Source organism: Ectothiorhodospira lacustris, from assembly GCF_022227785.1.
GTDB lineage: Bacteria > Pseudomonadota > Gammaproteobacteria > Ectothiorhodospirales > Ectothiorhodospiraceae > Ectothiorhodospira > Ectothiorhodospira lacustris.
This window is the reverse complement of record NZ_JAJNQM010000001.1, coordinates 12,663-38,221: the sequence shown is the minus strand read 5'-3', so window position 1 is coordinate 38,221 and position 25,559 is coordinate 12,663. Positions and strand designations below refer to the sequence as shown.

The following is a 25,559-nucleotide window of genomic DNA, read 5'->3' as shown; positions in this document are numbered from 1 at the left end:
AAGGTATGCACGATTGCCACCGGATGTTCAACCATGCCGGGTGGTGTTCAGGGCGACCTTATGGCACGTTGATCAGGCCAGCCCCCGCAATGTGGTCACCAGGAGCGTCATTCCCGCGCACGCGGGAATCCATGGCCGTGGTGAGGGAGCCGAGAGATGGATTTTACGGCCCTCCGTCATACACTCGCTCCATGATGATGGAGACATTGTTCACCGGCATGTCGATCACGGATTGCAGGGAAAGCCCATGTTCCCGCCCCGCAGTTTCGATGTCGGCGATGTCCCGCACGCCCCAGGCCGGGTTCTGCGTCCGCAAATACTGGTCAAACCGCTGGTTGCTGGGCGCGGTATGCCTCCCATCGCGGGAGTAGGGGCCATAGAGGTAGAGCAGGCCGCCTGGCATCAAATACTTGCCGGCATTCCTGAGCAGGCCCGCCGTGGTGGCCCATGGGGAGATGTGCACCACGTTGATACACACCATGACTACAAAGCCATCGCCGGGCGGCCGATTGGATTGTCCCAGTTCCCAGTCAGTCTGACTCGCATCCAGCCGCACCGGTGCGTTCAGGTTGGGCAGGGAGACATACTGCCGCCAGGCCTCGATGCTTTTCAGGTGATGCGGGTCAATATCGGTGGGCCACCAGGTGATCCCGGGGAATTCGCGCGCAAAGTCAACCACATGCTGACCGGTCCCGCTACCGACTTCCAGGGCGTGGCCTTCCAGATCCTGGAAGGCATCCCGCAGTACCGCCAGAATGGGCGTGATGTTTTCGTGGTAGGAAGCTGAATCCAGGCGGGTGTCGGTGGGCATCGGGTTGCGCTCATCTTGGCGGTATGAACGGAAACCGCTCGCTGGTGGCGAAGCCATGGATGATGGTCTGCATCTCCGTGGCTTGCAGATAACCGATGTAACGGTACCAAGTCCGCCCATCGGGACCGATCAGCAGGTGTTGTGGCAGGGTGCGGATGCTGTGCCCTTCTGCCAGTACCCGTTCGGGGGGAAGGCCAAAGCGGCCGGCCCAACGGCGGGCCTCAGCGACCCCCGCCGGCTGAAACGGTTCATCGGCACTGGTCAGCACGGTGTAGACCTGCAGTGAAGGCCCGGCCGACCGGAGCAGTTCACGAATGGCGGCAGCCTGGGTCTGACTAGCCCCGCACCAGGCCGCCGCGTAGGTCACCCAGATCCAGCCTTCCTCCACCTTGTCGCACACATCTACCCGGCGCCCCGTTCCATCCACACGCTCGTCGGCTACCAATGGAACAGCGGCACAGCCACCGGCACGATCCCAGTCGGTATAGAACTCACCGGTCTGATCCCTGGAAGAACCACAGGACAGCAGGGGCAAAGCCATCAGGCAGCCGAGCAGCCCGGCATGACGGCGTAGACGCTCAAAAAGTCGGAACGGAACGGACGGATGGTGCATCTTCCCGGCTCACGGAAGCGATAAGGAATCCCCTACCCGTATAGCACGGATCAGGGGGGCTGTTTGGTGGATATGAGGCTGGGTACTCTCGTGCGCCGGGAACACGGCAAAATGCTTCTGGATTGCCGGGTTTTTCCGTAGACTCTTCCCATGTCACTGACAGGCAAACATATCCTTCTGGGCGTTTCCGGCGGCATTGCCGCCTACAAGGCCTGCGAGCTCACCCGGCGGCTGATGGATGCCGGTGCCGAGGTCCGGGTGGTGATGACCCCCCACGCCACCGAGTTCGTGGCCCCGCTCACCTTCCAGGCCCTGTCCGGCCATCCCGTGCGCACGGCCCTGTTCGACGCCGAGGCCGAGGCGGGCATGGATCACATCAGTCTGGCCCGCTGGGCCGATGTCATTCTCATTGCCCCGGCCACCGCCGGCCTCACGGCCCGGCTGGCCCAGGGTATGGCCGATGACCTGCTGACCACCCTGTGTCTGGCCGCTGAGGCCCCCGTCTGCCTGGCCCCGGCCATGAACCGGGTCATGTGGGCCAATGCCGCCACCCAGGCCAATGTTCGCACCCTGTTGGAACGGGGCGTCCGCCTGTTCGGCCCCGGTGCCGGTTACCAGGCCTGCGGTGAGGTGGGGGAGGGGCGCATGCTGGAGCCGGGGCAGATCGTCACGGCGGTGGAGGATCTGTTTGCCGGCGGTGCGCTGGCGAGGGTGCGGGTGATGGTGACCGCCGGTCCGACCCGTGAGCCTCTGGACCCGGTGCGCTATCTCACCAACCGAAGTTCCGGGCGCATGGGGTTTGCGGTGGCGGCGGCGGCGGCCGAGGCCGGGGCGCAGGTGTGTCTGGTGAGTGGCCCGGTCCATCTGGATACCCCTCGCGGGGTGACCCGTGTCGAGGTGGAGACGGCCTTGCAGATGCATGAGGCAGTGATGGCGAGAGCCGGTGAGACGGATCTGTTCATTGCCACGGCGGCGGTGGCGGATTACCGGATGGCGGCGCCGGCGGAGCGCAAGATCAAGAAACAGGCGGATGAGCTGCAACTGACCCTGGTGAAGAATCCGGACATCCTCGCAGCGGTGGCGGCCCTGCCGGACGGGCCGTTCACGGTGGGTTTTGCGGCGGAAACCGATGATCTGGAGACCTACGCCCGGGGCAAGCTTGAGGCCAAGGGGCTGGACATGATCGCCGCCAATGATGTCTCCGGCGGGCGGGGGTTCGATGTGGCGGACAATGCCCTGACGGTCTTCTGGCGAGGTGGTTCCCTGTCTTTGCCGCAACAGTCCAAATTGCAACTGGCCCGTGAGCTGGTGGCATTGATTGCCCGACAGCATGGGGGCGGCTGACCCCGTGGGAGCGGCCCTCGGCTGCGAAGGTTTTGCCCGGCGTTGCCGTTCGCCGGCAGGCCGGCTCCCACGGTTGCAGGATGCTCATGGGGGCTGTCTTCCCTACAATTCCTGTTTCCATCTGACAATCGATCATCGACATCATGCGCGCCATCCAGATCAAGATCCTTGACCCCCGTGCCGGCACGGACTTTCCCTTGCCGGAACCGGCCACCCCGGGCTCCGCCGGCATGGACCTGCGGGCCTGCCTGGACGGACCCCTGACCCTGCAGCCCGGGGAAACCCATCTCATCCCCACCGGCATTGCCATGCATCTGGCGGACCCCGGGCTGGCGGCGATGATTCTGCCCCGGTCCGGGCTGGGCCATAAACACGGCATCGTCCTGGGGAATCTCGTCGGCCTCATCGACTCCGACTATCAGGGCCCGCTCATGGTCTCCTGCTGGAACCGGGGGGCGGAGCCGTTCGTCGTCCAGCCCGGCGAGCGCATTGCCCAGTTGGTGGTGGTGCCGGTGGTACAGGCCCGTTTCCAGGTGGTGGATGATTTCGAGGCGAGCCACCGGGGCACTGGTGGGTTTGGGTCCTCGGGCAGGGGTTAGCCCGGGCCAGACATGACCAAACACCGGGAGCGCAGGCACATGCCGAGGAACAGATCATGAGCATGAAAGTGGACCCCGGCATCTTCCGGGCCTATGACATCCGCGGCGTGGTGGGTGAACGCCTCAATCCGGATACCGCCCGGGCCATCGGCCGGGCCTACGGTGCCGAGGCCCGCGAGCTGGAGGTGCGGGAGGTGGCGGTCGGACGTGACGGCCGACTGTCGAGTCTCGAGCTGGAGTCTGCGCTGATAGAGGGGTTGCTGGCGGCGGGGTTGCGGGTGATTCAGGTGGGTTGCCTGCCCACGCCGGTGACTTATTACGCCGCGCTCAGGGAGGCCGGCGGCAACGGTATCATGGTCACCGGCAGTCACAATCCTCCTGCCTACAACGGCTTCAAGCTCATGCTGGCGGGGCGCACCCTGCACCAGGAAACGGTGCAGCGTTTGCGTCGCCGGATTGACGAGGGGCGCCTGCCCACCGCCCCCGGCGGCACCCTGGAGACCGCGGATGTTTGCGGCCGGTACCTGGATGAGCTCTGCGCCGACATTCACCTGGTCCGCCCCCTGCGGGTGGCGGTGGATTGCGGCAACGGCGCCGCCGCGGTGGTGGCGCCGGAGGTGTTCCGGCGGCTGGGTTGCGAGGTGGTGCCCCTCTACTGCGAGGTGGATGGGCATTTCCCTCACCACCATCCTGACCCGTCCCGCCCCGAGAATCTAGAGGATCTGCGGCAGGCGGTGGAATCCGGCGGCCTGGATCTGGGGTTGGCCTTTGACGGTGATGGGGATCGGCTCGGCGTGGTGGATGGTCGGGGGCGCATCCAGTGGCCGGATCGCCTGATGATGTGCTTTGCCGCCGATGTCCTGGCCTATCACCCCGGCAGTACCGTGGTGTTTGATGTGAAATGCTCTCACCATCTGGCCGCCCGGGTGCAGGAACTTGGCGGCGTGCCGGACATGTGGCGCACCGGCCACTCCTTGCTCAAGGCACGCATGGAAGAGACCGACGCCCTGCTGGCTGGAGAGATGAGCGGTCACATCTTTTTTCGCGATCGCTGGCTCGGAGTGGATGATGCCATCTATGCGGGGGCGCGGCTGCTGGAGTTTCTGGCCCGTGACCCTCGTCCACCGTCCCGGGTGTTCGATGAGTTGCCCCAGGGCTGTCACACCCCCGAACTGCTGGTGGCGCCCGGGGGAGATGAGGGGCATGCCGCCTTCATGGCCCGCTTCCTGTCCGAACCGGACCCGGACGGTGCCCGGGTGAATCGCATCGACGGATTGCGGGCGGATTTCGACGATGGCTGGGGGCTGGTGCGGGCTTCCAACACCACCCCCTGCCTGACCCTGCGCTTCGAAGGGAGCAGTCCAGAGGCCCTGGCCCGGATCCAGGCATTGTTCCGTGACCGCCTGCTGGCGGTGGATCCGGAACTGGAACTGCCGTTCTAGAGCTCTCTCGTCGCCGTCATTCCCGCGCAGGCGGGAATCCAGTAGCATACTGAAAACCCTTGATTCCCGCCTGCGCGGGAGTGACGGCAACGGGTTGTTTCAGAATTTCTTCAACACCAGCCCGGTCTGAAACCGGAGACTTCCTGAATGTCCGAAAACACTGCCATGGACCACACCAGCCCTCAGACCATCGCTCGGGTCCTGACCGAGGCGCTGCCTTATATCCAGCGCTTTTCCGGCAAGACACTGGTCATCAAGTATGGCGGCAACGCCATGGTGGATGAGGCGCTCAAACGTGGCTTTGCGCGAGATATCGTCCTGCTCAAACAGGTGGGCCTGAATCCCGTGGTGGTCCACGGCGGAGGGCCTCAGATCGGCAAGATGCTCAGCCAGCTGGGCAAGGAATCCCGCTTCGTGGACGGTCTGCGGGTGACGGACCGGGAGACCATGGACGTGGTGCAGATGGTGCTGGGCGGCCTGGTGAACAAGGAGATCGTCAGTCTCATCAACCAGTTCGGTGGCCGCGCAGTGGGCCTGACGGGCAAGGACGGCGGGCTGATCCGGGCCCGGCGCCTGACCCATCGCCGTGCCGGGGAGGACCCGGAGGCCTCGGAGATCATCGACCTGGGCCACGTGGGGGAGGTGGCCTCCATCGATCCCGCCGTGGTGCACATGTTGGATTCGGGGGCCTTCATTCCCGTGATCGCCCCCGTGGGCGTGGGCGAGGATGGGGCGGCCTATAACATCAATGCCGATCTGGTGGCGGGCAAAATGGCCACGGTGCTGGGGGCGGAAAAGCTGATCCTGCTCACCAACACCGCCGGGGTGCTGGATGGGGAGGGCAACCTGCTCACCGGCCTGACGGCGCGTCAGGTGGACGAACTGATCGCCGCCGGGGTGATTCACGGCGGCATGATCCCCAAGATCCAGTGTGCCCTGGACGCGGTGAAGTCCGGCGTCAAGACGGCCCATATCATTGATGGCCGGGTGCCGCATGCGGTGATGCTGGAACTGCTCACCGACAAGGGGGTTGGCACTCTGATCCGGGGCTGACGGTCTTCAGCGCGGGGGCTGTGGGTCGGCCTGTCGCCGACGCAGCTCCCGAAATCGCGCCAGGTCCCGGGCGAATCGGTCCAGCACGGCATCCCGCTCCTGCCGGCGTTCTTCCAGGTACTCCTCCTGCCCCCGGATCTGGCGGCGCAGGGAATCGGTTTGTTCCCGCAGGCCTTCCGGTACCGGTCTGCCACCCGCCTCAAGACCGGCAATGCGGGTCTCGGTCTGTGTCAGCTGCTCGCGCAGATTAACCAGCTTGTCCCGGGTGAGGTTCATGTTGGCCTCGATCAGGGCCACCCGGTCATCCCGTGCGTGCAGCAGTTCTCGCTCCGAGCCGAAGGACTGCAGCAGAATCCGGTCGATCCGCTCCTGCTCCGCTCGTTGTTGTTCCAGGGCCTCCAGGCGCTCCCGTTCCGCTTGTTCGGCCGCCAGTTCTTCCGATGTCCGTGCCCGCTCCAGGCGCTGGATCACCAGCCCCCGGCGATCGAGGACTTCGCGGTCATAGCGGGCGCTGTCCGGGGGTGGGGTGTCGCTCAAGTGGAGCTGGCCGGATTCATCCACCCAGCGATAGACCTGGCCGGAGGCAATGCCACTGACCCCGGCGGCCAGCAAGGCCGTCAGTATCAGTGTGGTTCCTGCTGCTGGAGAGATCCTGGGCATGCCTCTTCCCATCGGGGTTCAGGGGTGCCGTCGCCCGTGCGTCTCCGGCACGGCTATACGGCTAGATGCCGAACTCTTCCCGATAGGCCTGCACGGCGGCACGATGCTGTGCCATGTCCGGCAGGTCTTCCAGAAAGACGATCAGGTCCGACAGGGACGCAATAGCATGGACCTGCAGACCGTAATCCCGTTCCACTTCCTGGATGGCGGACAGTGCGCCGCGCCCCCGTTCCTGGCGATCCAGCGCGATCAGTACGCCCGCCGGTTCCGCGCCGGCGGCCTTGATGATCTCCACGGATTCACGGATGGCGGTGCCTGCGGTGATGACATCGTCCACGATCATGACGCGCCCGGACAAAGGGGCGCCCACCAGGGTGCCGCCTTCGCCGTGATCCTTGGCTTCCTTGCGATTGAAACAGTAGGGATAGTCGTGGTCGTGTTCCTGGGCCAGGGACACCGCGGTGGCGGCCACCAGGGGAATGCCCTTGTAGGCGGGGCCGAACAACATGTCCACTTGGGCGTTCGATTCCACCAGGGTGCGGGCATAGAAGGCCCCCAGGCGGGCCAGGTCCCGGCCGGTGTTGAATAGGCCTGCATTGAAGAAATAGGGGCTGGTGCGGCCGGATTTGAGGGTGAAGGAACCAAAGCGCAGGACGCCGCGTTCCAGGCAGAACTGGAGAAACTGGGTGCGATAGGTATTCATGATTGAGAAATTACAAGTTCCTGTGGGAGGGCACAAGCAGGGCCGGGCGCCCCCTGTCGGGGGGCTGTGTTAAGTTGTCGGATTGTACCCGGACCTCGTGAATACTGCCCTGCCGATCCGATGCGAATCATCACACTCAATGCCAATGGCATTCGTGCCGCCGCCCGCAAGGGCTTTTATGCATGGCTCAAGGCCCGGGATGCGGATGTGGTCTGCCTCCAGGAGACCAAGGCTCAGATCCATCAACTGACCGATGAGGCCTTTCATCCCGCCGGCTATTTCACCTGTTACCTGGATGCCCGAAAGAAGGGTTACAGCGGGGTGGCCCTGTATGCCCGACGCAAACCCGATGAAATTGTGATGGGGATGGATTCCGAGGAGTTCGATCCTGAAGGCCGCTATATCGAGGCGCGTTTCGGTAACTTGAGTATTGCATCCGTTTATGTGCCGTCCGGATCTTCCGGCGAACCGCGCCAGGCGGCCAAGTACCGTTTCATGGACACGTTCATGGGGCAAATGCGACAAAAGCGGGCCGATGGGCGCGAATACATTCTGTGCGGGGACTGGAACATCGCCCACAAGCCCATCGACTTGCGCAACTGGCGCAGCAACCAGAAGAACTCCGGCTTCCTGCCTGAAGAGCGGGCCTGGCTGGATGTGCTATTTGATGAGGTAGGCTGGGTGGACACCTTCCGGCGCCTGAACCAGGCGCCGGAACAGTACACCTGGTGGGCCAACCGGGGGCAGGCCTGGGCGAGGAACGTGGGGTGGCGACTGGATTACCAGATTGCCACGCCGGGGGTGGCGGCATCGGCCCTTGGGGTGAGCATCTACAAGGACGAGCGCTTCTCGGACCATGCCCCGGTCATCACCGACTACGACTGGCCGTTCCCATAGGGATATCCCTGGCAGGTCATTCCCGCGCAGGCGGGAATCCAGGCAGGGCGGCATTCTGGTCTCCCGCTTTCGCGGGAGTGACGACCTGAGAGTATCGGGAGTGAGGACCTGAGAGTATCGGGAGTGACGATAGGGGCGCTGATTCAGCACCTTCAACAGGGTATGCCTTCAAAATCCCAGGTGAATGCGGTGCCAAGGCCGGCCTTGCTGGCTATTTTTTAACCAGTTCGCATTATGTCAAAGGTTCATGTTAGCGTAAAAAAGGCTTGCGGGAGGTTTGCTTTCCGCTGAATTCCGGCGATCAAACCCACGAAGGGAGGTTACATGACCGAACAGAGTGCATCTTCAGCCCGTGCTCCACGCATCCTCATGAACCCGCCGGTGTTCATCACCTCGGCAGTACTCACTCTGGTCTTCGTGCTGTTTGCGGCCATCTTCACCGAGACGGCCGGTACCGTCTTCAGTGCCGTGCAGGGCTGGATTTCCGAGTCTGTGGGCTGGTTCTATGTGCTGGCGGTGGCCGGGTTCGTGGTCTTCATGGTCGGGGTGGCGGTTTCCAGCTACGGCACCATCAAGCTGGGTCCGGATCACAGCCGGCCCGATTACAGTTATGCCTCCTGGTTTGCCATGCTGTTTTCCGCCGGCATGGGCATCGGTCTCATGTTCTTCGGCGTGGCCGAGCCGGTCATGCACTACGTCACCCCGCCGGTGGGAGACCCGGAAACCGTCGAGGCGGCCCGCCAGTCCATGCGTATCACCCTCTTCCACTGGGGGGTGCATGCCTGGGCCATCTATGGCGTGGTGGCCCTGTCCCTGGCTTATTTTGCCTTCCGCCATGATCTGCCGCTGACCATCCGCTCCTCCCTGTATCCGCTGATCGGTGACCGCATCCATGGGGGTATCGGCCACACCGTGGACACCTTTGCCGTGCTGGGCACCATCTTCGGCGTCGCCACCTCCCTGGGGTTCGGCGTCATGCAGATCAACTCCGGCCTGAACTATCTGTTCGATATTCCCAATACCCTCTCGGTGCAGGTCATCCTGATCGTGGTCATCACCGCCATCGCCACCCTGTCCGTGGCCCTGGGCCTGGATGGCGGCATCCGCCGGATTTCGGTGCTGAACATGATTCTGGCCGGGGGACTGCTGGCCTTCGTGCTGGTGGCCGGACCCACCGTCTATCTGTTGCAGACCCTGGTGCAGAACACGGGCAATTACATGTCCAACCTGTTCTCCATGACCTTCAATCTGTACGCCTACGAACCCACCTCATGGATCGGTGGCTGGACCCTGTTCTACTGGGGCTGGTGGATCGCCTGGGCGCCCTTCGTGGGCATGTTCATCGCCCGTGTCTCCCGGGGGCGCACCATTCGTGAGTTCACCTTCGGGGTGTTGCTGGTGCCGGTGGGCTTCACCATCATGTGGATGACCTTCTTCGGCAATACCGCCCTGCACATGATCATGGAGCAGGGCATCACCGAGCTGGCGGATGCGGTGGCGGCGGATACCTCGGTGGCCCTGTTTCAGTTCTTCGAGCATCTGCCCCTGTCCTCCATCATGGCCATGGTGGCCACACTCCTGGTAGTGACCTTCTTTGTGACTTCTTCGGACTCCGGCTCTCTGGTTGTGGACATCCTCACCTCCGGTGGCCGGGAAGAGTCGCCCACCTGGCAGCGAATCTTCTGGGCCGTGATCGAAGGTGTCGTGGCGGCGGCCCTGCTCATCGCCGGCGGCCTGGCGGCCCTGCAGACGGCCACCATCGCCAGCGCCCTGCCGTTCGCCATCATCATGTGCTTCATGTGCTGGGGGCTGCTCAGGGCACTGCGCATCGACACCATGAAGCGGATCAGCCTGCAGGCTCGGGTCTTGCCCATCGGCCCCCACTCACCCCTGAGCTGGCAGTCGCGCCTGCGCGCCATCGTCCATCAGCCCCGGCGCAACGAGGTCATGCGCTATATCCAGGAGGCCGTGAAACCGGCCCTGGAGGCGGTGGCCGAGGAACTGCGCAAGCAGAATCGGGATGCTCACACCGGGGTGGGCGAGGATGGACGCTGCTGGGTAGAGGTCCGCCACGGCGAGGAGATCGACTTCTTTTACTCAGTGCGTCCCCGTGCCTATGAGCCCCCCACCTTCGTCATGCGCGATACCCGCAGCCAGCGCGCCGAGGCACTCAAGTATTTCCATGCGGAAGTGCATCTGAGCGAAGGCGGCCAGGACTATGACGTCATGGGCTGGAGCAAGGACGCCATCATCAACGACGTTCTGGAGCACTACGAGCGTCACATGCATTTTCTCAGCGCCGTGCGTTGACCCTTGCTTGATATCGCGGGCCGTGGATCGGTCTGATCCGCGGCCTTTTTCTTTTTCCGGCATCCGATGATGCCCGTCGTCAGACACTGACACCGACCCACCCCTTACGGGGGGAAGACAGGACAGTAGCCTTGCAACCCAAAATAGCAGTCAAAAACCTCACCAAGGTCTTCGGCGACCCGCCGGCCCCGGCCTTGAAGCTCATGGAGGAGGGATACGACCGTAAGGAGATCCAGCAACGTACCGGGCTCACCCTGGGTGTCGCCGACGTCGGTTTTGATGTGGCGCAAGGGGAGATCCTGGTGGTCATGGGCCTGAGCGGATGTGGCAAATCCACCCTGATCCGCTGTCTCAACCGCCTGATCGAGCCGACGGCGGGCCAGGTGCTCATCGATGGGGAAGACATCACCGTATTGAGCAACAAGGATCTGCTGGCGTTACGGCGCAGCAAGTTCGGCATGGTGTTCCAGAACTTTGCCCTGTTCCCCCACCGGAACATCCTGCAGAACACCGCCTTCGGACTGGAGATCTGCGGCATGGAGCAGGCCGAGCGTGAGGAGCGGGCAGCCCAGGCCCTGCAGCTGGTGGGTCTGGACGGCTGGGAGCAGGCCTGGCCCGCGCAGCTCTCCGGGGGCATGCAGCAGCGGGTGGGGCTGGCCCGGGCACTGGCCGTGGACCCGGACATCCTGCTCATGGACGAAGCCTTCAGTGCGCTGGACCCGCTGATACGCCGGGACATGCAGCAGGAGCTGATCAATCTCCAGGCGCGGGTGAAGAAGACCATCGTGTTCATTACCCACGATCTGGATGAGGCCCTCAGGCTTGGTGATCGCATCGTGCTGATGAAGGATGGGCGGGTGGTCCAGATCGGGACCCCGGAAGAGATCCTGAGTTCTCCGGCCAGCCGCTATGTGGAGCGCTTTGTGGAAGATGTGGACAAGACCCAGATCCTCACCGCCGGCGGGATCATGCGCGATGCAAGGGTGTTGGCCCTTCCCTCGGACGGCCCCCGCACCGCCCTGCACAAGATGGAGAAGGAGAGTTTCTACAGCCTCTTCGTGGTGCAGCGGGACGGCACCCTGGAGGGCTACGTGTGGGCGGATGACATGGGGCGGGCGATCGAGCAGGGAGACAAGCAGATTGCGGCCCACATCCAGCGGGACCATCAGACGGTGGGGCCGGATGAGCCGGTCAGCACCCTGATCGGGCTGTTGGCGGACAGCCGTATTCCAGCGGCGGTGGTGGATGACGGTGGGCGTCTGCTGGGCACCATCGTCAAGAGCAACGTGCTGGCGGCCCTGTCGGCCAGTCAGTCGGATCATGTGGCGACGGCACTGGAAACTGCCGCGGACCGAACCAGTGAAGCACTGTCATGAATCATGATTTTCCTTTCTTTGGCAAGTTTCCCCTGTCGGACTATATCGACGATGGCCTGGACTGGCTGACCGATACCTTCTCCGGTCTGACCCGGGCCATCAGCACCGTCCTGAGTGACGGAGTGGACGGCGTGGTGATGCTGCTGAGTTTTCCGCCCCCCTGGGTGGTGATCCTGGCCTTTGCCGGCATTGCCTGGTGGGCGGCGGGGCGTCGGGTGGCCATCGGGACCGTGGCCGGCCTGCTGTTCCTGTGGAACCTGCAACTCTGGCAGGCCACCATCGAGACCCTCACCCTGGTGCTGTTTGCGACTGCGGTCGCGGTGGCCATCGCGTTGCCTATCGGCATTCTGGGCGGTCTGTCGGAGCGCTTCCATCGGGCCACCATGCCGGTACTGGACTTCATGCAGACCATGCCCGCCTTCGTCTATCTGATTCCGGCGATTCCCTTCTTCGGTCTGGGGCAGGTGTCGGCCATGTTCGCCACCGTGATCTTTTCCATGCCACCGGCCATCCGTCTCACCATTCTGGGTATCCGTCAGGTGCCTCGGGAGCTGGTGGAAGCCGCGGATGCCTTCGGCGCCAGCTGGAAGCAGAAGTTGTTCAAGGTCCAGCTGCCGCTGGCGGTACCCACCATCATGGCGGGCATCAATCAAACCATCATGCTCGCCCTGTCCATGGTGGTGATTGCCGCCATGATCGGCGCCGGCGGTCTGGGTGGCGAAGTGTGGCGGGCAATCCAGCGGCTGCAGCCGGGCAACGGCTTCGAGGCCGGTATTGCCATCGTCATCCTGGCGATGATCCTGGACCGGGTGACCCAGCGCATCGGGCAGAAGCCCGGGGCATAGCCGTCGCCATATTTCCCCCGGCTCGAGTTCGGGGGGGGCTCTCTTCAGGATTCATAGAGAGCAGTCCTTTCCAGGGAACGGTTCTTGAGGGAGGTCCTGAATAAGTCATTCCCGCGAAGGCGGGAATCCGGTCATGGGCCGACAGTTGAGCCCGTCATTCCCGCGAAGGCGGGAATCCAGTCGCGGGTTCAAAACCCTGGGCTCCCGCTTTCGCGGGAGTGACGACCTGGGGGGGGCGTGACGACTTGGGGCGGGAATGACGACTTGGAAGTATCGGGAATGACGGCGGGAGGGCCTTCATCGGGGGTCGCGATAGGGACCCTTCGCGGAAGTGACGGCAAGAGGCTTTTTCAGGACTTTATGAGTATCCATGCAATTTTCCGGAGGAAGATGATGACTTCAACAACAAGGCCGGGAATCCCGGCGATCACCAGTCTGATCCTGGTGGCAACCCTGGTATTCGCTCCCCTGTCGGCCATGGCCGGCGACAAGGGCCGGATCAACATCCCCTATGTGGAGTGGGCCAGTGAAGTGGCCAGTACCAATGTGATCCGGGTGGTACTGGAAGAGGCCGGTTACGACGTGCGGCTGACGTCCGTCAGTGCCGCAGCCATGTGGCAGTCCGTCGGCACCGGTGACCAGGATGCCTTCGTGGCTGCCTGGCTGCCTACCACCCATGAGCATTACCTGGAGCGAGTGAAGGATCGGGTGGAAGACCTGGGTCCCAGCCTGGTGGGTACCCGTATCGGTCTGATGGTCCCGACCTATGTGGAAATTGACTCCATCGAAGAGCTGAACGACCACGCACGCCGTTTTGACCGTCGCATCATCGGCATCGACCCCGGCGCGGGCCTGATGAGCAGCACCGAGCGGGTGATCGACGAATACGGCCTGAGACTGCGCCTGATCGAAGGTTCCGATGCCACCATGACCGGCGTGCTGGCCAATGCCGTCCGCAACAATGACTGGGTGGTGGTCACCGGCTGGACCCCCCACTGGAAGGAAGGCCGCTGGGAGCTGAAATACCTGGATGATCCCAAGGGTATTTATGGCGGCGAGGAAGCCATTCACACCATCGTGCGTGCCGGGTTGAAAGACGAGATGCCCGAGGCCTACGCCATCCTCGACAACTTCAGCTGGACCCCCGCCCAGATGGCGGCGCTGATGATCATGAATGAGGAGGGTGGTGATCCCTACCAGAATGCGAAGCGCTGGGTGGAACAGAACCGGGATCTGGTGGAGACCTGGTTGCCCTGATTGTTTTTGGTGGCGGGTGGCCCCTGTTTTTCCGGCCGCTCGCTACCCGTGTAACCATCGATATACTTGACTGGAAATTGACCCATGAACAGAAAGACCCTGATCGCCTCATCCGTTGCCGCAGCCATGGCCGTGCCGGCGGCCGTACAGGCGAGTGACCTCAACTTTGATTTCTACGGCTCCGCCCGGGTGCAGGTGGAGTCCGTGCGGCCCGATAACCGGGAGCATCTGGACTCCTATACCGGCGTGCGGGATGCCTATTCCAACATCGGTTTCAATGCGGACTATCCCCTGATGGAAGGCCTGACCCTGATCGGTCAGCTGGAACTGCCCCTGGATCTGGCCAACAAGGCCGTTCAGGACCCGTGGGACCAGGAGCAGGACGTACGCGTGGCCCAGATCGGTGTCCAGGGCGAGATGGGGACCCTGCTCTATGGCCAGATGTGGATGCCCTACTACAATGCTATCGCCGCCCCGGTGGACATGTTCAGCACCTACTACAGCGGGTTTGCCACCTATACGGCCTTTCGCCAGGGTGACACTGTCAGTTACTACAGCCCGGACATGAGCGGCCTGTCCTTCGCCTTCGCCTGGAGTGAGGACAACGGCGACAATGATGATAATCGCGTTCAGCTGACCGGCAGCTACAACTTCGGTGATACCACCTTGGCCATCGGCATGGATGAGCTGAATGGAAATGACAATACTCGAATCGTGGGTGTTTCTGCCGCTCATGCCATCGGTAATCTGTATCTGGCAGGCAAGTTCGAGCGTATCAGCAGCGATGATGATGCGACTGACGGGAACAATGCCGTCAATGTCTATGCCGGCTACACCCTGGGCAAGAACACCTTCAAGCTGATGGTGGCCGAGGTGGAAAACTACGGCGAGAGCATCGTCCACGTGGGCGTGGATCATCAGTTCAATCCCAGCCTGACGTTCTTTGCCGAGTACTATTTCGAGCAGGAAACCGCCGCGATTACCGAGAAGCGGGGTGGACGGCAGCAGCCTTATGACAGCAGCGAGGGTACCCTGGGCGATGTTCGCGGCGGCCAGGTCTTCGCCGCCGGCGTGCGTTTCGACTTCTGATGGACCCTTTCGTCGGCAGGCCGGCTCCCACGGGTGCCGGCCTGCCGCTTCCCGTCCACGTTTTTGCGCTGCAATACCTTTACCCCGCTGCCTCCCTTTCACTATCCTGTGTGCAACATCATCACAGGCCCGTAGGGCATCATCCACCATGGCCCATATTCTCGGCATCGGCGTCGCCACCCTGGACATCATCAACATCGTTGACCACTATCCGGTGGAGGATGAGGAGATCCGCGCCCGAGAACAGCGCGCCTGTCCCGGCGGCAATACCGCCAACAGCCTGTATGTATTGCAGCAACTGGGTCACCAGTGCGACCTGGCCGCCGTGGTGGCCGATGATCCGGACGGCGAATACCTCCTGTCCTTGCTGGGGGAGCGGGGGATCAACGTGGAAACCTGCCGCCGTCGCACCGGGCGCACCCCCTGTTCCTACATCACCCTCAATGCCGCCAACGGTTCCCGCACCATCGTCCACTACCGCAACCTGCCGGAACTGGACGCCCCTCATGTGGCCAAGCTGAGCCTGGACAAGTACCAATGGGTGCACGTGCAGGCCCGGGATACCCACACCACCAGCCGCATGCTCCAGGCCCTGCGCAGCCAGCAGAAGTCCCATCAGCCTATCTCCCTGGAGGTGGAAAAGGACCGGGACGGGGTGGACATGTTGTTCGGACAGCCCGATGTGATCATCTTTTCCCGCCCCTTCGTGCTCGGGCGGGGCTACGAGGAGCCGGAGCCGTTCCTGCGCAGCGTGCATAAGCGCGTGCCCGGCGCCGTGCTGATCTGCACCTGGGGGGAGGAGGGCTCCTGGGCCTGGGCCAGTCGGGACGGTCTGTTCCATGCCCCGGCCTGGCGCCCACCCCGGGTGGTGGACACCCTGGGGGCCGGGGACGTGTTCAATGCCGGCCTGATCCATGCCCTGGCCACCGGCAGTTCGGTGCCGGAGGCCCTGGCCACGGCCACCCGCCTGGCGGGTTACAAGGTGGGGCGGCAGGGGCTGGACGGACTGGATGCCGCGCTGATAGTGCCCGAGGAGGACTGATCCGCGCTACACTAACGGGGTTTTCCTCACTTCCGGCCCGGCTCTTGACTATGCAATACCAGGCACAATACGACGTCATCGTCGTGGGCGGCGGCCACGCCGGCACCGAGGCCGCCCTGGCGGCGGCCCGCATGGGCTGCAGGACCCTGCTCCTGACCCATAACATCGACACCATCGGCCAGATGAGCTGCAACCCCGCCATCGGCGGCATCGGCAAGGGCCATCTGGTCAAGGAGATTGATGCCCTGGGCGGCCTCATGGCCCGTGCCGCCGATCTGGGCGGCATCCAGTTTCGCACCCTCAACAGCCGCAAGGGTCCCGCCGTGCGCGCCACCCGCGCCCAGGCCGACCGCGCCCTCTACAAGGCCGCCGTGCGCCACGCGGTGGAAAACCAGCCGGGCCTTGAGCTGTTCCAGCAGGCGGTGGACGATCTGATCGTGGACGGGGACCGGGTTACCGGCGTCGTCACCCAGGCCGGCCTGCGCTTTGATGCCCCCTGTGTGGTGCTCACCGTGGGCACCTTCCTGGGCGGGCTCATCCATGTGGGCGAGGCCAACTACGCCGGTGGTCGCGCCGGTGACCCACCGGCCATCCGTCTGGCCCAGCGGCTGCGGGAGCTGCCCTTGCGGGTCGGGCGTCTGAAGACCGGCACGCCGCCCCGCATCGATGCCCGCAGCATCGATTATTCCCGCCTGACCGAGCAGCCCGGGGATACCCCCGTGCCGGTGTTCTCTTTCCTGGGCAAGCCTTCCGATCACCCGTCCCAGGTGAGCTGTCACATCACCTGGACCACGCCCCGTACCCTGGAGGTGATCCGCACCAACCTGCACCGGTCTCCCATGTACAGCGGCGTGATCGAAGGGGTGGGGCCGCGCTACTGCCCCTCCATTGAGGACAAGGTGGTGCGCTTTGCCGACAAGGAACGCCACCAGATCTTCATCGAGCCGGAGGGGCTCAGCACCCACGAGGTCTACCCCAACGGCATCTCCACCAGCCTGCCCTTTGACGTGCAGGTGGCGGTGGTGCGTTCCATCGAAGGCTTCGAGCAGGCCCATATCACCCGGCCTGGCTACGCCATCGAATACGATTTCTTCGACCCCCGGGACCTGCGCCCCAGCCTGGAGACCCGTCCTCTGCAGGGCCTGTTCTTCGCCGGCCAGATCAACGGCACCACCGGCTACGAAGAGGCCGCGGCCCAGGGCCTGGTGGCCGGGATCAATGCCGCCCTGCGGGTGCAGGGGCGCGAACCCTGGCATCCGCGTCGGGAGACGTCCTACCTGGGCGTGATGATCGACGATCTCATCACCCAGGGCACCCGGGAACCCTACCGCATGTTCACCAGCCGGGCCGAGTATCGCCTCACCTTGCGGGAAGATAACGCCGACCTGCGCCTGACCCCCGTGGGCCGGGAGCTGGGTGTGGTGGATGACGCACGCTGGACGGCCTTCGAACGTAAGCGGGAAGCGATCGAGCAGGAAACCCTGCGTCTTGAGACCGTGACGATGCGCCCCGGTGATCTGGCGCCGGAGGATGGCGAGCGCCTGTTCGGCGGTCCCCTGAGTCGGGATTATGCCCTGATGGATCTGCTGCGGCGCCCCGGGGTGGGCTACGAAGACCTCATGTCCCTGCCCGGTGCGGGGCCGGCCGTGGCGGATGGCCGGGTGGCGGAGCAGGTGGAGATCCAGGCCAAGTATGCCGGCTATATCCAACGCCAGCAGGACGAGGTGGACCGGACCCGGCGCCTGGAAGACACAGTGCTGCCCGATGATCTGGACTACGGTGCCGTCAGTGGCCTGTCCCACGAGGTCCGTCAGAAGCTGGCGGACCATCGCCCCCATACCGTGGGGCAGGCTTTCCGCATCCCCGGTGTGACCCCCGCCGCCGTTTCCCTGTTGCTGGTGCACCTGAAGAAGCAGGCCCTGAGCCTGAAGCGCAGTGCTTGATCCCCGGATGTCCGACACCATGTCCCATACCCTGCCGTTCGGCGCGGCCGATCTGCTTCACCGTGGCCTGAACGAACTGTCCCTGGATCTGACCCTGGCCGGGCCTTTGAGCCGCTACCTGCGCCTGATGGAGCGCTGGAACCGGGCCTACAATCTCACGGCGGTCCGGGATTTCGAGGACATGGTCCGGCTGCATCTGCTGGACAGTCTGGCGGCCCTGCCCCGGGTGAAGGGGCCGCGCATCGCCGATATCGGGACCGGCCCCGGTCTGCCCGGGATTCCCCTGGCCCTGGCGTGTCCCGACTGGCAGGTGGTGTTGCTGGACTCCGGCGGCAAGAAGACCCGCTTCCTGCGCCAGGCGGTGATGGAACTGGGGCTGTCCAACGCCGTCGTGGTCCAGGCGCGGGTGGAAAGCTATCGCCCCGACGGGGGCTTTGATACAGTCGTCAGCCGTGCGTTCGCCGCTACCACCACCTTTACCCGTCTGGCCGGGCACCTGTGCGCCCCCGGGGGCCAGCTGCTGGCCATGAAGGGGCGGGATGCGGACGACGATCCCGAGGCGCTGCCTGCCGGCTGGCGCGTGGTGGCCACCCATTCGCTCCGGGTGCCGGGCCTTGAGGCCGTGCGGCATCTCGTCGAGATCACCAAGGACTAGCACACATGGTCAGAATCATCGCCGTGGCCAACCAGAAGGGCGGGGTGGGCAAGACCACCACCAGCATCAATCTGGCCGCCTCCCTGGCCGCTACCCGACGCCGCGTTCTCCTGATCGATCTGGATCCCCAGGGCAATGCCACCATGGGCAGCGGGGCCGACAAGTACGACCTCACCCACAGCGCCTGCGATGTGCTCATGAAACGCGTCAGCGCGGAACAGGCCATTCTGAAGCTGGACCCGGTGGGTTACAGCCTGATGCCCGCCAACGGGGATCTGACAGTGGCGGAGGTGAGCCTGATGACGGCCCTGCGCCGGGAATACCGGCTGCAGGAGGCCTTGGCGCCGATCCGGGATCAGTACGATTTCATCTTCATTGACTGCCCTCCCGCCCTGAACATGCTCACGGTGAACGCCCTGGTGGCGGCCCATGGGGTGATCATCCCCATGCAGTGCGAGTACTACGCCCTGGAGGGGCTGTCGGCCCTGGTGCAGACCGTCGACAGCATCCGTGAGTCGGTCAATCACGAGTTGCACATCCACGGTCTGCTGCGCACCATGTTCGATCCGCGCAACAACCTGACCACCGAGGTGTCCGAGCAGCTCACCCGCCATTTCGGTGACAAGGTCTATCGCACCGTCATTCCCCGCAATATCCGCCTGGCCGAGGCGCCCAGTCATGGTCTGCCGGTGATCCTTTATGACAAATCCTCCCGGGGCGCCCTGGCCTACCTGGCGCTGGCGGGGGAGATCCTGCGCCGCGAGGGTCGCGGAGCCGCACCGGAAGGGGCGGTCGAGGCAGTGTCCGTTTCTGGAGAGCAGTAAGTCATGACAAAGAGAAAGACAGGGCTGGGGCGTGGTCTGGACGTCCTGCTGTCCAGTGCCGGTGCCGCCGGCACCCGGTCCGAGTCGGAGGCCCGCGAAGAGGGCGGTAACGGCCTGCGTCATATTCCCGTGGAGCAGGTCAGCCGCGGGCGTTATCAGCCCCGGATGAACATGCGCCCCGAGGCACTGGAGGAATTGGCCGAGTCCATTCGTGCTCAGGGCGTGGTGCAGCCGGTGGTGGTACGCTCGGTGGCCGGCGGCTACGAGCTGGTGGCCGGTGAGCGGCGCTGGCGGGCGGCGCAGATGGCCGGGTTGCGGGAGATCCCGGCCGTGGTGCGGGAGGTGCCGGATCAGGCGGCCGCCGCCATGGCCCTGATCGAAAACATCCAGCGGGAGGATCTCAATCCCTTGGAAGAGGCCAATGCCCTGCAGCGGCTGATTCACGAATTCGGCATGACCCACCAGCAGGCCGCCGAGGCGGTGGGGCGTTCCCGGGTCGGCGTCACCAATCTGCTGCGTTTGCTGGACCTGGAAGGGCCCGTGAAGGCGCTGCTGGACGAGGGGCGTCTGGAGATGGGCCATGCCCGTGCACTACTGGCCTTGGTTGAGGGTGAGCAGGTGACGGCGGCCCGGGAGGTGGCGGAGAAGGGCTTGTCGGTACGGGAGACGGAGCGCCTGGTGCAGTCGCTGCAGAAAAGCGCGCAGCAGGAGGCAGCGCCTCCGCCGCCGCGCAACCCGGATGTGGCCCGGTTGGAGAGCGATCTATCTGATCGGCTGGGGGCGCGGGTGAATATTCAGTACAACACCAAGGGCAAAGGGCGGCTGGTGATCCAGTACAACAGCCTGGACGAGTTGGACGGGATTCTAGGCCACATCCGCTGACCCCGGACTTCCATATGAGATCATTAACAGTCACTGATACATTGACCCCCCGTCCATGGACTCTTATAATCCGCGGCTGCCGTCGACCGTGGGCGCCTGTCCGGCGCCGGGAAGAATGGGTGAACTTCATCAGCGAGTCAGACAATCAGTTCGCCCGGAGCAGTCATGATTAATCGGACTGCCGGAACGGTCCTCGGGCTGCAGATGATCGTGGCGATCGCCGGATGGCTGATCGCCTACGGGCTGGCCGGACCACAGGCCGCCTGGGCTGCACTGACGGGGGGCATGATCAGTTTTATTTCGACGGCCTATTTTGCCCTGCGCGTCTTTTCTGGCCGGAGAGGGAAGCCGGCGAAGATCATCGTGAGAAGTTTTTATGTCGGGGAGGCACAGAAGATCCTCCTGACCGTCATCCTGTTTGTGGTTGCAATCGTGTGGCTGAAAGTGGACTTCCTGCCCATGTTCCTGACTTACATGGCCGGTCTCTTGGCCTTCTGGCTGGCACTGCTGCCGATGCTGTCCGGCGCGAACGAGTAAAAGCGAGCGAACACCATGTCAATGGAATACGAATCTGCTGGGGATTACATCAAGCACCATCTGGGGCACCTGACGCTGGGTAATCCCGAGTCGTTCTGGTCGATCCATGTGGATACCATGCTTTTCTCCCTGCTTGCAGGCGGGGTGTTCCTATACATTTTTATGCAGGTGGCCAAGAGCGTCACCACCGGTGTCCCCGGCGCCCTGCAGAATTTCGTCGAGATCATCGTCGGCTTCGTGGACCAGCAGGTGAAGGACACCTTCCACGGTCGCTCCGATCTGATCGCCCCGCTGGCGCTGACCCTGTTCGTGTGGATTTTCCTCATGAACTCGCTCAAGCTGCTGCCCTATGACCTGCTCCCCTATCTTGCGCACGCCATCGGCATCGAATACCTGCGCATCAATCCCACGTCGGACATCAATGCCACCTTCGGCATGTCCATCGCGGTGTTCTTCCTGATCATTTTCTACAGCATCAAGATCAAGGGTGGTGCCGGCTTTGCCAAGGAGATGATGTTCCATCCCTTCGGCAAGTGGTTGCTGCCCTTCAACCTGGTCCTCAAGGTGGTCGAAGAGATTGCCAAGCCCGTCTCCCTGTCCCTGCGACTGTTCGGGAACATGTACGCCGGCGGCCTGATCTTCACCCTGATCGCCCTGTTGCCCTGGTACATCCAGTGGACCCTGGGGCTGTCCTGGTCCCTGTTCAAGTTGCTGATCATCACCCTGCAGGCCTTCATCTTCATGGTGCTGACCATCGTCTATCTGAGCATGGCCCACGAAGACCACTGATGAATGATGCCTTCCCGGTCGGTGCTGAACCGGCCGGGGTTCATTCAAACCAAGTTGTTCTTGCATTGTTTTGACCTTTCACATTTGGAGGAAGTTATGGAACTCGCACTTGCTGTCGCTAACGTTCAGGGTATGACCGCCATCGCTGTTGGCCTGATCCTGGGTATGGGTGCTCTGGGTACCGCCATCGGCTTCGGTCTGCTGGGTGGTCGTTTCCTGGAAGGCGCAGCCCGTCAGCCGGAAATGGTGCCGATGCTGCAGGTCAAGATGTTCATCGTGGCCGGTCTGCTCGACGCCGTGACCATGATCGGTGTGGGTCTGGCCCTGTTCTTCACCTTTGCGAACCCCTTCCTGGGTGCGGTGACCGGTTAAGGCGCGGATCTTTCCCGCACATGCCATCCGTTAAACCGTCTCAAGGGGAGGTAGCAACGTGAATATCAATCTCACGCTGCTCGGCCAGATGATCACCTTCGCCCTGCTGGTGTGGGTCACCATGAAATATGTGTGGCCCCCCATCATCAAGGCGATGCAGGAGCGTCAGAAGCAGATTGCCGATGGCCTCGCCGCTGCCGAGCGTGGCAAGCATGAGCAACAGCTTGCCGAAGAAAGAGCCAAAAAGGTTCTTCAGGAGGCCAAGCAGCAGGCCGCAGATATCGTCGCCATGGCCCAGAAGCGGGCCAACGAGATCGTGGAGTCCTCCAAGGACACCGCGCGTCAGGAAGGTGATCGCATCAAGGCGGCTGCCCAGTCCGAGATCGAACAGGAAGTCACCCGTGCGCGCGAAGAACTGCGCAAGCAGGTGGGTACCCTGGCCATCTCCGGTGCTGAACGCATCCTGAAGAAGGAAATCGACGCCAAGGCCCACAATCAGGTGATCAAAGACCTGGTGAGCCAGATCTAGGTGAGCCGCCATGTCTGAAAACACGACGGCCGCAAGGCCTTATGCCAAGGCGGTGTTCGAAGTCGCTCGTGATGCCGGTAATCTGGCCGGCTGGTCTGACCAGCTGGCCTTCATGTCGGCGGTTGCGCACGATCCGAACATGCGTGCCTTACTCGACAGCCCCAAACTCACCCGCGAGACGATCGCCAAGGCCTTCACCGAAGTGTGCGAGGGCAAGGTGGATGATGGCGGACGCAACTTCATCCGTCTGCTGGCTGAGAATGGCCGGCTTGCGTTGCTGCCGGAGATCACCGCCCTGTTCGAGGTGATGCGTGCCGATGCCGAGAACAAGGTGGAAGCCACCGTGATCTCCGCCCAGGCGGTGGACGCGGAGCAGCAGAAGTCCATCGCCGCAGCCCTGAAAAAGCGGCTCGGCAAGGAAGTGGATTTGGTCTGCGAAGTGGACGACAGCCTCATCGGCGGCGCCATCATCCGCGCGGGAGATCTGGTCATCGATGGCTCAGTCCGTGGGCGCCTGACGCGCCTGGCCTCCAATCTGAGCCGCTAAGAGGATTCGAAATATGCAACTCAACCCGTCTGAAATCAGTGAACTGATCAGCCAGCGCATCAAGAACTACGAGTCCGCGGCGGAAGCACGCACCGAGGGCACCGTGGTCAGCCTGTCCGATGGTATCGTCCGCCTGCACGGTCTGGCCGATGTCATGCAGGGTGAAATGATCGAGTTCCCCGGCAACACCTTCGGCATGGCCCTGAACCTGGAGCGCGACTCCGTGGGCGCCGTGGTGCTGGGTGACTACAAGCACATCACGGAAGGCGACACCGCCCGCTGCACCGGTCGCATTCTTGAAGTCCCGGTGGGCGAGGCCCTGCTGGGTCGCGTGGTGAACTCCCTGGGCGTGGCCATCGACGGCAAGGGTGCCATCGAGACCAAGCACAGCTCCCCCATCGAAAAGATCGCGCCGGGCGTGATCGAGCGCAAGTCCGTGGATCAGCCGGTGCAGACCGGTCTGAAGGCCATCGACGCCATGGTGCCGATCGGCCGCGGTCAGCGTGAGCTGATCATCGGCGACCGCCAGACCGGCAAGACCGCCGTAGCGGTCGACGCGATCATCAACCAGAAGGGTACCGGCATCAAGTGTATCTACGTGGCAGTGGGCCAGAAGGCCTCCTCCATTGCCAACGTGGTGCGCAAGCTGGAAGAGCACGGCGCGATGGATCACACCATCATCGTCGCTGCCACCGCCTCCGACTCCGCCGCCATGCAGTACATCGCCCCCTACGCCGGTTGCGCCATGGGTGAGTACTTCCGTGACCGCGGCGAAGACGCCCTGATCATCTATGACGACCTCACCAAGCAGGCCTGGGCTTACCGTCAGGTCTCCCTGCTGCTGCGCCGCCCGCCGGGCCGCGAAGCCTATCCGGGTGACGTCTTCTATCTGCACTCCCGTCTGCTGGAGCGCGCCTCCCGCGTCAACGCCGAGTACGTGGAAGCCTTCACCAACGGTGAAGTGAAAGGCAAGACCGGCTCCCTGACCGCCCTGCCCATCATCGAGACCCAGGCGGGTGACGTGTCGGCCTTCGTGCCCACCAACGTGATCTCCATCACCGACGGTCAGATCTTCCTCGAAACCGACCTCTTCAACTCGGGTATCCGTCCGGCCATCAACGCCGGTCTGTCCGTGTCCCGTGTGGGTGGTGCGGCTCAGACCAAGATCATCAAGAAGCTGGGCGGCGGTGTGCGTCTGGCCCTGGCCCAGTACCGTGAGCTGGCTGCGTTCTCGCAGTTCGCCTCCGATCTGGACGAGGCCACCCGCAAACAGCTGGAGCGTGGTCAGCGCGTCATGGAACTCATGAAGCAGAAGCAGTATGCCCCGCTGTCCATTGCCGAGATGGCCTTCTCCCTGTATGCCGCCGAACAAGGCTTCCTGGACGATGTGGACGTGAAGAAGGTGGTGGATTTTGAGCACGCCCTGCACGACTATCTGCGCTCCAGCCAGGCGGAACTGCTCGCCAAGATCAATGAGAAGGGCGACTACAGCGATGAGATCCAGGCCGGCATGAAGGCTGCCCTGGAAGACTTCAAGGCAAACCACAGCTGGTAACCGGGAGCTGACTTATGGCAGGCGCAAAAGAGATCCGCGGCCAGATCAAGAGTATCAAGAATACTCAGAAGATCACCAAGGCCATGGAGATGGTGGCCGCCAGCAAGATGCGCAAGGCGCAGGACCGCATGCTGGCGACCCGCCCCTATGCCGACAAGATCCGTCAGGTGATGGGGCACGTGGCGATGGCCCATGCCGAATATCGGCACCCCTACCTGGAGGAACGCGAGGTCAAGCGGGTGGGCATCATCGTCGTCTCCACCGATCGCGGCCTGTGCGGCGGCTTGAACATCAACCTGTTCAAGAAGACCGTGCAGACCATGACCGAATGGCGCAACCAAGGCGCGGAGATCGAGTTGTGCCTGATCGGCAACAAGGCGCTCGGATTCTTCCGGCGCCTTGGCGGCGAAGTCGTGGCCAATGTGGGCAACCTGGGCGACCGGCCCCGGTTGAATGACCTCATCGGCAGCGTCAAGGTCATGCTGAACCACTACGACGAAGGTCGTATCGACCGGCTGATCCTGATGGAAAACGAGTTCGTCAACACCATGAGCCAGCAGCCCAAGGCCACCACCCTGCTGCCCATCGTGCCGACCGGCGAGCAGGAGCTCAAGCATCACTGGGATTACATCTACGAACCGGACACCGTGCCGGTGCTGGATACGCTGCTGACCCGGTACATCGAGTCGGTGATCTACCAGGCGGTGGTCGAGAACGTTGCCTGTGAGATGGCTGCCCGCATGGTGGCCATGAAGTCCGCCACCGACAACGCCGGAGATCTCATCCATGAGCTGCAGCTGGTCTACAACAAGGCCCGCCAGGCAGCCATTACCCAAGAGATCTCCGAGATCGTCGGCGGCGCCGCAGCGGTCTGAGGCCGACCCC

26 protein-coding genes are annotated in these 25,559 nt (G+C 63.4%); 22 read left to right on the top strand and 4 right to left on the bottom strand.

Features of this window, described 5'->3' with window-relative positions:
• Nucleotides 1-163 precede the first annotated feature (163 nt).
• Entirely contained in the window at nucleotides 164-811 is a 648-nt protein-coding gene (locus LQ952_RS00185; protein WP_238620530.1) for a DUF938 domain-containing protein, read from the bottom strand.
• 10 nt (nucleotides 812-821) lie between these two features.
• A complete protein-coding gene (locus LQ952_RS00180) occupies nucleotides 822-1,352 on the bottom strand; it encodes a TlpA family protein disulfide reductase (RefSeq protein ID WP_238620529.1) in 531 nt (176 codons plus the stop codon).
• A gap of 222 nt (nucleotides 1,353-1,574) precedes the next feature.
• Here LQ952_RS00180 and coaBC point away from each other — a divergent pair, with 222 nt between their 5' ends.
• The 4 genes from coaBC to argB all read left to right on the top strand — a co-directional run bounded on the left by coaBC (nucleotide 1,575) and on the right by argB (nucleotide 5,862).
• The gene (gene coaBC / locus LQ952_RS00175) at nucleotides 1,575-2,768 is read left to right on the top strand and encodes a bifunctional phosphopantothenoylcysteine decarboxylase/phosphopantothenate--cysteine ligase CoaBC (protein WP_238620528.1); all 1,194 of its coding nucleotides are present in this window, start codon (nucleotides 1,575-1,577) and stop codon (nucleotides 2,766-2,768) included.
• 143 nt (nucleotides 2,769-2,911) lie between these two features.
• Nucleotides 2,912-3,367, top strand: coding sequence for a dUTP diphosphatase (gene dut, locus LQ952_RS00170; RefSeq protein ID WP_255721883.1), 456 nt, complete (start codon nucleotides 2,912-2,914; stop codon nucleotides 3,365-3,367).
• Nucleotides 3,368-3,423: 56 nt separating this feature from the next.
• On the top strand, nucleotides 3,424-4,809 hold the full coding sequence (locus LQ952_RS00165) for a phosphomannomutase/phosphoglucomutase (protein WP_238620527.1): 1,386 nt from the start codon (nucleotides 3,424-3,426) through the stop codon (nucleotides 4,807-4,809).
• A gap of 147 nt (nucleotides 4,810-4,956) precedes the next feature.
• Nucleotides 4,957-5,862 carry an acetylglutamate kinase gene (gene argB / locus LQ952_RS00160; RefSeq protein WP_238620526.1) on the top strand — a complete coding sequence of 302 codons (906 nt, stop codon included), beginning with the start codon at nucleotides 4,957-4,959 and terminating at the stop codon, nucleotides 5,860-5,862.
• A 6-nt stretch (nucleotides 5,863-5,868) separates the two neighbouring features.
• On the opposite strand, the gene LQ952_RS00155 is transcribed toward argB, so the two are convergent.
• A complete protein-coding gene (locus LQ952_RS00155; protein WP_238620525.1) occupies nucleotides 5,869-6,522 on the bottom strand; it encodes a DUF4124 domain-containing protein in 654 nt (217 codons plus the stop codon).
• Nucleotides 6,523-6,583: 61 nt separating this feature from the next.
• Nucleotides 6,584-7,225 (bottom strand): orotate phosphoribosyltransferase, encoded by a 642-nt coding sequence (pyrE, locus tag LQ952_RS00150; RefSeq protein WP_238620524.1) that lies wholly within the window; start codon nucleotides 7,223-7,225, stop codon nucleotides 6,584-6,586.
• A 120-nt stretch (nucleotides 7,226-7,345) separates the two neighbouring features.
• Between pyrE and LQ952_RS00145 the strand changes: the two genes are divergently transcribed.
• The 18 genes from LQ952_RS00145 to atpG all read left to right on the top strand — a co-directional run bounded on the left by LQ952_RS00145 (nucleotide 7,346) and on the right by atpG (nucleotide 25,549).
• Nucleotides 7,346-8,122: an exodeoxyribonuclease III gene (locus LQ952_RS00145; protein ID WP_238620523.1), complete on the top strand. Its 777-nt coding sequence runs from the start codon at nucleotides 7,346-7,348 to the stop codon at nucleotides 8,120-8,122.
• A 324-nt stretch (nucleotides 8,123-8,446) separates the two neighbouring features.
• Complete coding sequence (locus tag LQ952_RS00140; protein WP_238620522.1) at nucleotides 8,447-10,432, top strand: BCCT family transporter; 1,986 nt, start codon at nucleotides 8,447-8,449, stop codon at nucleotides 10,430-10,432.
• 203 nt (nucleotides 10,433-10,635) lie between these two features.
• A complete protein-coding gene (locus LQ952_RS00135; protein ID WP_238620573.1) occupies nucleotides 10,636-11,808 on the top strand; it encodes a quaternary amine ABC transporter ATP-binding protein in 1,173 nt (390 codons plus the stop codon).
• On the top strand, nucleotides 11,805-12,653 hold the full coding sequence (locus tag LQ952_RS00130; protein WP_238620521.1) for an ABC transporter permease: 849 nt from the start codon (nucleotides 11,805-11,807) through the stop codon (nucleotides 12,651-12,653). Before LQ952_RS00135 ends, LQ952_RS00130 begins: the two co-directional genes overlap by 4 nt.
• Nucleotides 12,654-13,046: 393 nt before the next feature.
• Complete coding sequence (locus LQ952_RS00125; RefSeq protein WP_430733417.1) at nucleotides 13,047-13,910, top strand: glycine betaine ABC transporter substrate-binding protein; 864 nt, start codon at nucleotides 13,047-13,049, stop codon at nucleotides 13,908-13,910.
• 84 nt (nucleotides 13,911-13,994) lie between these two features.
• Nucleotides 13,995-14,999 (top strand): porin, encoded by a 1,005-nt coding sequence (locus LQ952_RS00120; protein ID WP_238620520.1) that lies wholly within the window; start codon nucleotides 13,995-13,997, stop codon nucleotides 14,997-14,999.
• A 148-nt stretch (nucleotides 15,000-15,147) separates the two neighbouring features.
• A complete protein-coding gene (locus LQ952_RS00115) occupies nucleotides 15,148-16,041 on the top strand; it encodes a PfkB family carbohydrate kinase (RefSeq protein ID WP_238620519.1) in 894 nt (297 codons plus the stop codon).
• 50 nt (nucleotides 16,042-16,091) lie between these two features.
• A complete protein-coding gene (gene mnmG, locus LQ952_RS00110) occupies nucleotides 16,092-17,984 on the top strand; it encodes a tRNA uridine-5-carboxymethylaminomethyl(34) synthesis enzyme MnmG (RefSeq protein WP_238620518.1) in 1,893 nt (630 codons plus the stop codon).
• Between the two features lie 19 nt (nucleotides 17,985-18,003).
• The gene (rsmG, locus tag LQ952_RS00105; RefSeq protein WP_238620517.1) at nucleotides 18,004-18,639 is read left to right on the top strand and encodes a 16S rRNA (guanine(527)-N(7))-methyltransferase RsmG; all 636 of its coding nucleotides are present in this window, start codon (nucleotides 18,004-18,006) and stop codon (nucleotides 18,637-18,639) included.
• Nucleotides 18,640-18,644: 5 nt separating this feature from the next.
• The gene (locus LQ952_RS00100; RefSeq protein WP_238620516.1) at nucleotides 18,645-19,463 is read left to right on the top strand and encodes a ParA family protein; all 819 of its coding nucleotides are present in this window, start codon (nucleotides 18,645-18,647) and stop codon (nucleotides 19,461-19,463) included.
• A gap of 3 nt (nucleotides 19,464-19,466) precedes the next feature.
• Nucleotides 19,467-20,345 carry a ParB/RepB/Spo0J family partition protein gene (locus LQ952_RS00095; protein WP_238620515.1) on the top strand — a complete coding sequence of 293 codons (879 nt, stop codon included), beginning with the start codon at nucleotides 19,467-19,469 and terminating at the stop codon, nucleotides 20,343-20,345.
• 165 nt (nucleotides 20,346-20,510) lie between these two features.
• Nucleotides 20,511-20,882 carry an ATP synthase subunit I gene (locus LQ952_RS00090; protein ID WP_238620514.1) on the top strand — a complete coding sequence of 124 codons (372 nt, stop codon included), beginning with the start codon at nucleotides 20,511-20,513 and terminating at the stop codon, nucleotides 20,880-20,882.
• 15 nt (nucleotides 20,883-20,897) lie between these two features.
• Nucleotides 20,898-21,671: a F0F1 ATP synthase subunit A gene (atpB, locus tag LQ952_RS00085; protein WP_238620513.1), complete on the top strand. Its 774-nt coding sequence runs from the start codon at nucleotides 20,898-20,900 to the stop codon at nucleotides 21,669-21,671.
• Between the two features lie 96 nt (nucleotides 21,672-21,767).
• Nucleotides 21,768-22,043, top strand: a complete 276-nt coding sequence (atpE, locus tag LQ952_RS00080; RefSeq protein ID WP_008932344.1) for a F0F1 ATP synthase subunit C — start codon at nucleotides 21,768-21,770, stop codon at nucleotides 22,041-22,043.
• Nucleotides 22,044-22,101: 58 nt separating this feature from the next.
• A complete protein-coding gene (locus LQ952_RS00075) occupies nucleotides 22,102-22,572 on the top strand; it encodes a F0F1 ATP synthase subunit B (protein ID WP_238620512.1) in 471 nt (156 codons plus the stop codon).
• 10 nt (nucleotides 22,573-22,582) lie between these two features.
• Nucleotides 22,583-23,119, top strand: coding sequence for a F0F1 ATP synthase subunit delta (locus LQ952_RS00070; protein WP_238620511.1), 537 nt, complete (start codon nucleotides 22,583-22,585; stop codon nucleotides 23,117-23,119).
• Nucleotides 23,120-23,132: 13 nt separating this feature from the next.
• A complete protein-coding gene (atpA, locus tag LQ952_RS00065) occupies nucleotides 23,133-24,674 on the top strand; it encodes a F0F1 ATP synthase subunit alpha (RefSeq protein WP_238620510.1) in 1,542 nt (513 codons plus the stop codon).
• Between the two features lie 14 nt (nucleotides 24,675-24,688).
• Complete coding sequence (gene atpG / locus LQ952_RS00060) at nucleotides 24,689-25,549, top strand: F0F1 ATP synthase subunit gamma (protein WP_238620509.1); 861 nt, start codon at nucleotides 24,689-24,691, stop codon at nucleotides 25,547-25,549.
• Nucleotides 25,550-25,559: the final 10 nt, after the last annotated feature.

Bases quoted from the DNA above. Each gene is read 5' to 3' on its own strand.
- LQ952_RS00185 (WP_238620530.1), bottom strand. From the start codon at position 811: ATGCCCACCGACACCCGCCTGGATTCAGCTTCCTACCACGAAAACATC.
- LQ952_RS00180 (WP_238620529.1), bottom strand. From the start codon at position 1,352: ATGGCTTTGCCCCTGCTGTCCTGTGGTTCTTCCAGGGATCAGACCGGT.
- coaBC (WP_238620528.1), top strand. From the start codon at position 1,575: ATGTCACTGACAGGCAAACATATCCTTCTGGGCGTTTCCGGCGGCATT.
- dut (WP_255721883.1), top strand. From the start codon at position 2,912: ATGCGCGCCATCCAGATCAAGATCCTTGACCCCCGTGCCGGCACGGAC.
- LQ952_RS00165 (WP_238620527.1), top strand. From the start codon at position 3,424: ATGAGCATGAAAGTGGACCCCGGCATCTTCCGGGCCTATGACATCCGC.
- argB (WP_238620526.1), top strand. From the start codon at position 4,957: ATGTCCGAAAACACTGCCATGGACCACACCAGCCCTCAGACCATCGCT.
- LQ952_RS00155 (WP_238620525.1), bottom strand. From the start codon at position 6,522: ATGCCCAGGATCTCTCCAGCAGCAGGAACCACACTGATACTGACGGCC.
- pyrE (WP_238620524.1), bottom strand. From the start codon at position 7,225: ATGAATACCTATCGCACCCAGTTTCTCCAGTTCTGCCTGGAACGCGGC.
- LQ952_RS00145 (WP_238620523.1), top strand. From the start codon at position 7,346: ATGCGAATCATCACACTCAATGCCAATGGCATTCGTGCCGCCGCCCGC.
- LQ952_RS00140 (WP_238620522.1), top strand. From the start codon at position 8,447: ATGACCGAACAGAGTGCATCTTCAGCCCGTGCTCCACGCATCCTCATG.
- LQ952_RS00135 (WP_238620573.1), top strand. From the start codon at position 10,636: ATGGAGGAGGGATACGACCGTAAGGAGATCCAGCAACGTACCGGGCTC.
- LQ952_RS00130 (WP_238620521.1), top strand. From the start codon at position 11,805: ATGAATCATGATTTTCCTTTCTTTGGCAAGTTTCCCCTGTCGGACTAT.
- LQ952_RS00125 (WP_430733417.1), top strand. From the start codon at position 13,047: ATGACTTCAACAACAAGGCCGGGAATCCCGGCGATCACCAGTCTGATC.
- LQ952_RS00120 (WP_238620520.1), top strand. From the start codon at position 13,995: ATGAACAGAAAGACCCTGATCGCCTCATCCGTTGCCGCAGCCATGGCC.
- LQ952_RS00115 (WP_238620519.1), top strand. From the start codon at position 15,148: ATGGCCCATATTCTCGGCATCGGCGTCGCCACCCTGGACATCATCAAC.
- mnmG (WP_238620518.1), top strand. From the start codon at position 16,092: ATGCAATACCAGGCACAATACGACGTCATCGTCGTGGGCGGCGGCCAC.
- rsmG (WP_238620517.1), top strand. From the start codon at position 18,004: ATGTCCCATACCCTGCCGTTCGGCGCGGCCGATCTGCTTCACCGTGGC.
- LQ952_RS00100 (WP_238620516.1), top strand. From the start codon at position 18,645: ATGGTCAGAATCATCGCCGTGGCCAACCAGAAGGGCGGGGTGGGCAAG.
- LQ952_RS00095 (WP_238620515.1), top strand. From the start codon at position 19,467: ATGACAAAGAGAAAGACAGGGCTGGGGCGTGGTCTGGACGTCCTGCTG.
- LQ952_RS00090 (WP_238620514.1), top strand. From the start codon at position 20,511: ATGATTAATCGGACTGCCGGAACGGTCCTCGGGCTGCAGATGATCGTG.
- atpB (WP_238620513.1), top strand. From the start codon at position 20,898: ATGTCAATGGAATACGAATCTGCTGGGGATTACATCAAGCACCATCTG.
- atpE (WP_008932344.1), top strand. From the start codon at position 21,768: ATGGAACTCGCACTTGCTGTCGCTAACGTTCAGGGTATGACCGCCATC.
- LQ952_RS00070 (WP_238620511.1), top strand. From the start codon at position 22,583: ATGTCTGAAAACACGACGGCCGCAAGGCCTTATGCCAAGGCGGTGTTC.
- atpA (WP_238620510.1), top strand. From the start codon at position 23,133: ATGCAACTCAACCCGTCTGAAATCAGTGAACTGATCAGCCAGCGCATC.
- atpG (WP_238620509.1), top strand. From the start codon at position 24,689: ATGGCAGGCGCAAAAGAGATCCGCGGCCAGATCAAGAGTATCAAGAAT.